The sequence below is a fragment of the Marinicella pacifica genome (assembly GCF_014636635.1).
Lineage (GTDB): Bacteria > Pseudomonadota > Gammaproteobacteria > Xanthomonadales > Marinicellaceae > Marinicella > Marinicella pacifica.
This window is the reverse complement of record NZ_BMEO01000002.1, coordinates 441,636-448,979: the sequence shown is the minus strand read 5'-3', so window position 1 is coordinate 448,979 and position 7,344 is coordinate 441,636. Positions and strand designations below refer to the sequence as shown.

Annotated in this window: 4 protein-coding genes; all 4 read right to left on the bottom strand. The window is 46.0% G+C overall.

All coding sequences use genetic code 11. The features are described 5' to 3' along the window. A partial coding sequence (locus IEV16_RS04060) for a HAMP domain-containing histidine kinase (protein WP_188364385.1) occupies positions 1-995 on the bottom strand: 995 nt, incomplete at its 3' end. A gap of 392 nt (positions 996-1,387) precedes the next feature. Beyond that, entirely contained in the window at positions 1,388-2,590 is a 1,203-nt protein-coding gene (locus IEV16_RS04055) for a ribonucleotide-diphosphate reductase subunit beta (RefSeq protein WP_229728240.1), read from the bottom strand. Between the two features lie 62 nt (positions 2,591-2,652). Next, positions 2,653-5,511 (bottom strand): ribonucleoside-diphosphate reductase subunit alpha, encoded by a 2,859-nt coding sequence (locus tag IEV16_RS04050; protein WP_188364384.1) that lies wholly within the window; start codon positions 5,509-5,511, stop codon positions 2,653-2,655. Between the two features lie 388 nt (positions 5,512-5,899). Continuing rightward, positions 5,900-7,264: an MATE family efflux transporter gene (locus IEV16_RS04045; protein ID WP_188364383.1), complete on the bottom strand. Its 1,365-nt coding sequence runs from the start codon at positions 7,262-7,264 to the stop codon at positions 5,900-5,902. Positions 7,265-7,344: the final 80 nt, after the last annotated feature.

Genomic DNA, 7,344 nt, shown 5'->3' with positions numbered 1-7,344 from the left:
TGGACCTGAAGTTGTATTTTATTCTGCTTAATCGCTACATTAAGAGTAATGGTCTTTGCTTCAGCAGCAGCTGAATTATTAAGCACATTTAATATCGCCAGTTCCAATAAAGCGTCAGTCATCACAGGCTGCTGGCAATCGCCATCAATCCTGACACGAACTTGCCGATGGTTGTCACAGAAACGGTCTTTAATATCATGCAAAAGTAAGCCTAAATCGGTGATGTGAGAATTTAAATAATTCGGATCATTGGCCAACTCAACCATTTCACGGATGATGCCCTGACAGCGTTGTACTTGCTCATCAATCACCTTTAAATCGGTCTGTCTGTCCTTCGCTGTAAGATCCGGCGAAGCCAATTCAGCGGCCAGTAATTTTATGCTGTTCAGCGGTGTGCCCAGTTCATGAGCCAGTCCGGTGGCCATGGTGGCCATGGTCATGATGTGCTGATCTTCAGCACGCTGTTGTTCAATGGTCAATAATTGGTGGTTTTTATCATGAATGGTTTTCATCATTTGAGTGGTGATATAAGTCAACAAACTCGAAATCAAAACAAAACCAACCCACATACCCAATACATGGGCATTAAACGGCTCATGTGCGCTGTGCATACCGGTATTGGTCATCGGGGTCAGCGCCCATAGCACCACATAACTGAGGTTACTCAATAAAGTCATGACCCAGGTAAAGCCGATGCTTTGACTCATACCCGATAACATAATCGGCAACATTAAACACCAAATCAACGGATTTGAGATGCCATTCAATAACGCAAAAAACACAACCCAGACCAGCAAATCAATCAGTAGAAGCCACTTGCCCCGGTGCTTGGCCAACAACCAAAAATGCCCGCCATAAACCAGCAAAACATAAACCACCGGCACCAACCAAACCCAGGGATTTTCAATTGAAAACCCCAACCAATCACCAAGCCACAACAGAGTTAACTGACCCAGGCCGGTGAGGCTGCGGAATATGAGTAATTGGTTGAGCATAACTATCTTGGCGACTTGACTGAAAATCCTTCATTATAATCAAATCAGCCCACCACCTCATCCTCTGCGACACGATGTCGCATTGATGTGCGCTTATAGGGATATATTTTTAGACTTTACTCAGAGAAATGGGTGTGTCGCATTAAACAACGAACAACGACTTAGCAAGGTAGGTTGGGCTGAGCACCGCGAAGCCCAACATTTAATGGATGATTTAACAAATTTCTTTGTTCTGATTAATGGTTGTAGGTTCTATAAATTGAACATTATGGTGTAATTGAAGCTTGTGGTATTGGGCAGCGCGATACTCAGTCCAACCTACCTTGCTTTTAAAATCTGAAAGACAAAAAGGCCGTTATCGGATATAACGGCCTTGAATTTTTATGTGCTTTTTAATCCCAACTCAACGCCCCACCGGTTTGGTATTCAGTGACCCTCGTTTCAAAGAAATTCTTTTCTTTACGGAGGTTGGTTTGTTCATCGAGCCATGGCAGGGTGCATTTAGCACCTGGGAATGGTTCGTCAATGCCTAACGAGCGGGCGCGGCGGTTGGCGATGTAGCGGAATTGTTCGCAGTGATCTTCTACTGAATAGCCGAGGATGGGTCGGCGCAGGATGTATTTTGCGTAGGTTTTTTCGGCGGCTTCGGATTCTTCCCACATGTGCTTAACTTCGGCCGGGTCGAGTTTGATGTCGTTTTCTTCGATCATTTGTTTCACCACGCGAATGCCGAATGAGCAGTGCATGACTTCATCACGCATGATGTACTGCAGCTGTTCAGCGGTGCCTTTCATCAAGCCCCGGCGTTGTAGAGCGAAAATGGGGCTGAAGCCGTTATAGAACCAACAGCCTTCGAAAATCGCGGCGAAGAACAGATATGACAGGGCAAAGTTATGCAGTTCATCGCGATTGCGTAAGTCAATATCGGGCCGTAAAACCGAATTCAGACGTCGGTTGGCCACCTGAATTTTCTGGTTAATTTCCGGCACCACGCGATAGCGGTTATAGATTTCACTTTGGTCAAGTCCGATGGTTTCAATGCAGTGCTGATAGGTCCATGTGTGCAGGGCTTCTTCGTACACCTGCCGTGCCTGATAAATCTGCAATTCCGGTGCGGCCATTTTTTCCATCACCGCTAAACCAATATTTCGCATCGCCAGGATATCGGAAGTGGTTAAATAAGACAGGACGTTTTGATACACATGCTGCTCATCTTCGGTGAGTTTTTTATGGTAATCGTGCACATCCTGCGTCATGTTAATATCCAGCGGCGTCCAGTGGTTTTTGTTGGCATTAAGGAAATATTTCCAGGCCCAGGGGTATTTAAACGGTGCCAGCTGGTTAATGTCGGCCATACCATTGACGATGCGTTTGTCTTCGGCCCGCACCGGTTGAAAGTTATGTTCACCTCTGGGCACACGGTATTCGCCGGTCACACCTTGAATGACATACGCGGTATCGGTATCAGGCACTTCTGTGGCCTCCGCTTGCTGCGGCTCTGCTGAGGGTTTCGGCTCGGCTGAGTTGTGGTTATCCGGATTGACCGGTGGTTTGCTTTCATTCTGATTGAGTCCTAATGGATCGTCCCAATTCATTGTGTTCTCCTGAGAAGTTGTCCGGGGCTTTCGGTTTCAGCCCCGGATCGTAAAATTAAGGTTTATTGACAAGCATCACAGTCCGGTTCCAAAATGGAACAGGCTTTCGGAGCCTGAGAGCCCGGTGTGGCCGGCTGGCTTGTGTTTGAGCTGGTTTCGACACTTTTTTCCATGTGGGTGGCACCCATCGAGCGTAAATAGTAGGTGGTTTTTAAGCCCCGAACCCAGGCCAGCTTATACAGGTCATCCATCTTTTTACCCGATGGGTCCACCATATAAAGATTCAGCGATTGGCCCTGGTCAATCCATTTTTGACGGCGGGAAGCCGCTTCCACCAGCCAACGTGGATCCAACTCAAACGCGGTGGCATATTTTTCTTTGAGGTCATCGGGAACACGATCAATTTTTTGAACACTGCCATCAAAATATTTCAGGTCATTGAGCATCACATCATCCCATAAATTAAGGGCTTTTAAATCTTCCACCAGGTGATGATTAATCACGGTAAATTCACCGGACAAGTTCGATTTAACAAACAAGTTTTGGTACACCGGCTCCACCGATTGCGACACCCCTGAAATATTTGAAATGGTCGCGGTGGGCGCAATCGCCATGGTGTTTGAATTTCGCATGCCCTGGTTCTTAACCGTTTCTCGTAAACCATCCCAGTCCAGGCGCGTGGTTTCATCCTGATCCAAAAAGCGACCGCGTTGTTCTTTTAACAAGGAAATGGAATCAATCGGCAATATACCTTTTGACCATAAAGACCCCTCATAACTGGCATAACGGCCTCTTTCAGCGGCTAAATCACTGGACGCTTTAATGGCATAATAAGACACCGCTTCCATACTCTCGTCGGCAAAATCAATGGCCGCTTCACTGGCATAGGCTGTGTTCAATTTAAACAAGGCATCCTGAAAACCCATCAAACCCAAGCCCACCGGACGATGTCGTAAGTTAGAGCGACGCGCCTGGGGCACTGAGTAAAAATTATAGTCAATAACGTTGTCCAGCATACGCATGGCGGAGGTGATGGTTTTTTCCAGTTTGGCATGATCTAAGCCATCTGCCGTCATATGCTGAGGCAGATTAACTGAACCGAGATTACACACTGCAATCTCCTCGTCAGAGGTGTTCAGGGTGATTTCAGTGCATAAATTTGAGCTATGAACCACGCCGGCATGTTGTTGTGGCGAGCGAATGTTACAGGGGTCTTTAAAGGTTATCCAGGGGTGGCCGGTTTCAAACAGCATGCCCAACATTTTACGCCACAAAGCCACTGCCTGAATAGTTTTAACATTTTGAATACGACCCGCTTCGGCTTCTTGTTCATAGTGTTCATAGCGATTTTTAAAAGCCTGGCCGTATAAATCATGTAAATCAGGCACATCTTCGGGCGAAAACAACGTCCAATTTTCATTCATAGCCACCCGCTCCATGAATAGGTCCGGAATCCAATTCGCGGTGTTCATATCATGGGTTCGGCGACGATCATCTCCCGTGTTTTTACGCAACTCTAAAAACTCTTCAATGTCCAAATGCCAGCTTTCCAGATAAGCACACATGGCGCCTTTTCGTTTACCGCCCTGATTGACCGCCACCGCGGTGTCGTTCGCCACTTTCAAAAAGGGTACCACGCCCTGTGATTCACCATTGGTGCCTTTGATATGGGCGCCCAATGCCCGCACTCGGCTCCAATCATTGCCCAATCCGCCGGCGTATTTACTTAATAAAGCATCGTCCTTAATGGCACTGAAAATTCCGTCCAAATCATCCGGTACCGTGGTTAAATAGCAACTGGATAATTGCGGTCGCAACGTGCCTGAGTTAAACAAGGTTGGTGTCGAGCTCATGAAGTCAAAAGAACTCAACAAATCATAAAACTCAATGGCCCGTTCTTCACGATCCACTTCATTAATCGCCAGCCCCATGGACACACGCATGAAAAAAGCCTGTGGCAATTCAATGCGGGTTTTACCCACATGAATAAAATAACGGTCATACAAAGTCTGCAAACCGAGATAGCTGAAACGCTTATCCCGTTCGGGTTTTAGGGCGGCCGCTAATTTATCTAAATCAAATCTGCCCAGTTCAGCATCCAACAAATCCAATTCAATACCACGATTCAGGTATTTTTTAAAATAGCGCGGATAACTGTCTTGCATGTCTTTTTGTGTGGCTTCGACCGTTTCTGCAAAAATAAAGCTCAAAGCTTCCCGTCGAATGCCGTCTAATAATAACCGGGCTGTGACAAAGCTATAGTTGGGGTCTTTTTCAATGAGTCCGCGAGCCGCCATCACCAAAGAGGTATTAACATCGCTCGCCGACATACCATCAAAAAGGTTTCGGCGTAAATCCTGCAAGATCCGTTCTTTGGTCACCCCTTTCAGACCTCGGGTGGCTTCAGTGATAACAGTTTCCAAACGCGCCATATCCAAAGGCAGCTGTTCACCGTTTTCGTTGATGACATGTAGGACAGGCCTAGCAGCAGTCGGTTGGTCTTTGTCAGCTTTGGCTTTGGCTTTGGCGCGTTTTTCATTTTGTTTTTCACGATATAGAACATAACTTCTGGCGACTTTATGTTCACCAGCTCGCATCATGGCCAATTCAACCTGGTCTTGAATATCTTCAATATGGACTGTGCCGCCATCATCCATTCTTCTGAATAAACCGTCAAAAACCTCTTCACTTAACCGATCAACGGTTTCTCTGACCCGACTTGAGGCGGCCGCCTGTCCGCCTTCAACGGACAAAAAGGCTTTGGTCATGGCCACTTTTATTTTATTTAAATCGAAAGCTGTGGTCTCGCCATGGCGTCGGATGACACGATAGGGCGACGACTGTTCGGTTTGAGACATCGGCTGATTTGAAGGCGCCATCACCGGTGGCGCTGACGGGCCGTGCTGGTTGGTGTTTTGCATGGTTTTGTGACTCTTTTTTCGTTAAAAATATACTCAAAATTAAATATTTAAATAATTTTCGAGCTCTCTTTAGAAAATGAATCATATCTATTATAGCTGAACCTTCCAAGCCTTTTTTCATCAAAAAGTCATCAATAAATTATTTTGTATTATTTATCAATGCTTTATGACGTTTAAAACTGAACGATATATTTTATCTGTTGACAAATTTAGTGTTTTTCAATTCATAAATAATTTATTTTTTATGTTATTTATTTTATTAATAACAATCCATTCTTATCCGCTTGCGAATGGTTCCTATTTGCGTAATTTAAGCTATTTTTATCCATTATCCCACCATTTTAGACACGTTCCACCCTGCTTAAATAAGTTTGCAGGACCGTCTGTTTTAAGCGATGGAATCGGGGATTTTATGTTTTTTAAACTGACGGGTTTTAATCCAAAATCGCCAAAGGTTTAATACGGCGGCAGCGGAAAGACCGACGATAATGCCAATCCATAATCCCGGTGCACCCATACCCATGGGGAAGCATAAATACCAGGACGCGACAAAACCCAGAAGCCAGAAGGAAAACAAATTACTGTTCATAATAAAGGTCATGTCTTTAATGCCACGCAAGGCACCGGCGGCGGCGACCTGAATACCGTCTGATAACTGAAACACAGCGGCATAGAACAGCAGACTGACCGCAATGGCGGCCACTTCACTGTCATCGGTATAAAGATTAACAATATCACCGGCGAACAGCAGGGTGACTGAGGCTGAAAACAGCTGGGTGAACAGCACCAGACCGGTGCCCAAAAATCCGGCGCGGGTGATGTCGTCTTCATTTTTGCGGCCCACGGCATTACCGACCCGTATGGTAATACCCATGGATAAACCCAAAGGCACCATAAACAACAACGATGAAAAGTTCAGGGCAATTTGATGGGCGGCGACGACAACCGTGGCAAGGGACGAGGACAGCAGAGTAATCACCGAGAAAAAGCCCACTTCGGCAAACATCGAGACACCCACCGGCAGGCCCATTTTAAGCAGCCGCATAATAACGTGCCAGTTGGGCGGGTCAAAACGACTGAACACCTGATAACTACCGATAATTTTGTGGCGTTTAACAATAAGCACATACACCAGCATCTGGCAGGTAATCACAATCGCTGAAGCATAACCGGTACCGACGGCGCCCAGAGCCGGAAAACCTAAATGACCAAACATCAGAATATAATTTAATGGGACATTTAACAGTACACCCACAAAGCTGACATACATGGTGGTTTTGGTGATGGATAAGCCATCGGCCAGATAGCGAAACGAGACAAAAAATGCCAGCGGTAAAACGCCCCAGCCAATGGCATCCAAATAACCCACCGCTTCAGGAATCACCTCTTCCTGGGTTTTAAATAAAATAAAAATCGGATCAACTAATCGAATAACAACACTGAACAACAAACCCAAAAGCAGTGCCAGCCACAAAGCTTGTCTAAAAAATGGCGCCACCTCATGATGCCTTTGGGCACCATCTTTTTCCGAGACAATCGGCGGAATCACCATCAGCGTCCCAAACACAAACAAAATCACCGTGGACCAAACCGAACTGCCCACTGCCACCGCTGCCAGGGTGGTGGCACCCAGCTGACCGGCCATCACCGTATCCACAAAGGTCATCGCCACCATCATCACCTGGCTGATAATTAACGGCAGCGACAGGCGAATGGTCTGAACAATGTGGTGTTTAACGGATAAAGGTTTCATATTTAAACAACTCAAATGTTATACGGTCTATTGATAACGTGGACTGACAGATGGTTGAAATATAACGCCTTTGTAAGTCA

Coding starts and splice junctions, on each gene's coding strand:
- IEV16_RS04055 (WP_229728240.1), bottom strand. CDS start 2,590: ATGAATTGGGACGATCCATTAGGACTCAATCAGAATGAAAGCAAACCA.
- IEV16_RS04050 (WP_188364384.1), bottom strand. CDS start 5,511: ATGCAAAACACCAACCAGCACGGCCCGTCAGCGCCACCGGTGATGGCG.
- IEV16_RS04045 (WP_188364383.1), bottom strand. CDS start 7,264: ATGAAACCTTTATCCGTTAAACACCACATTGTTCAGACCATTCGCCTG.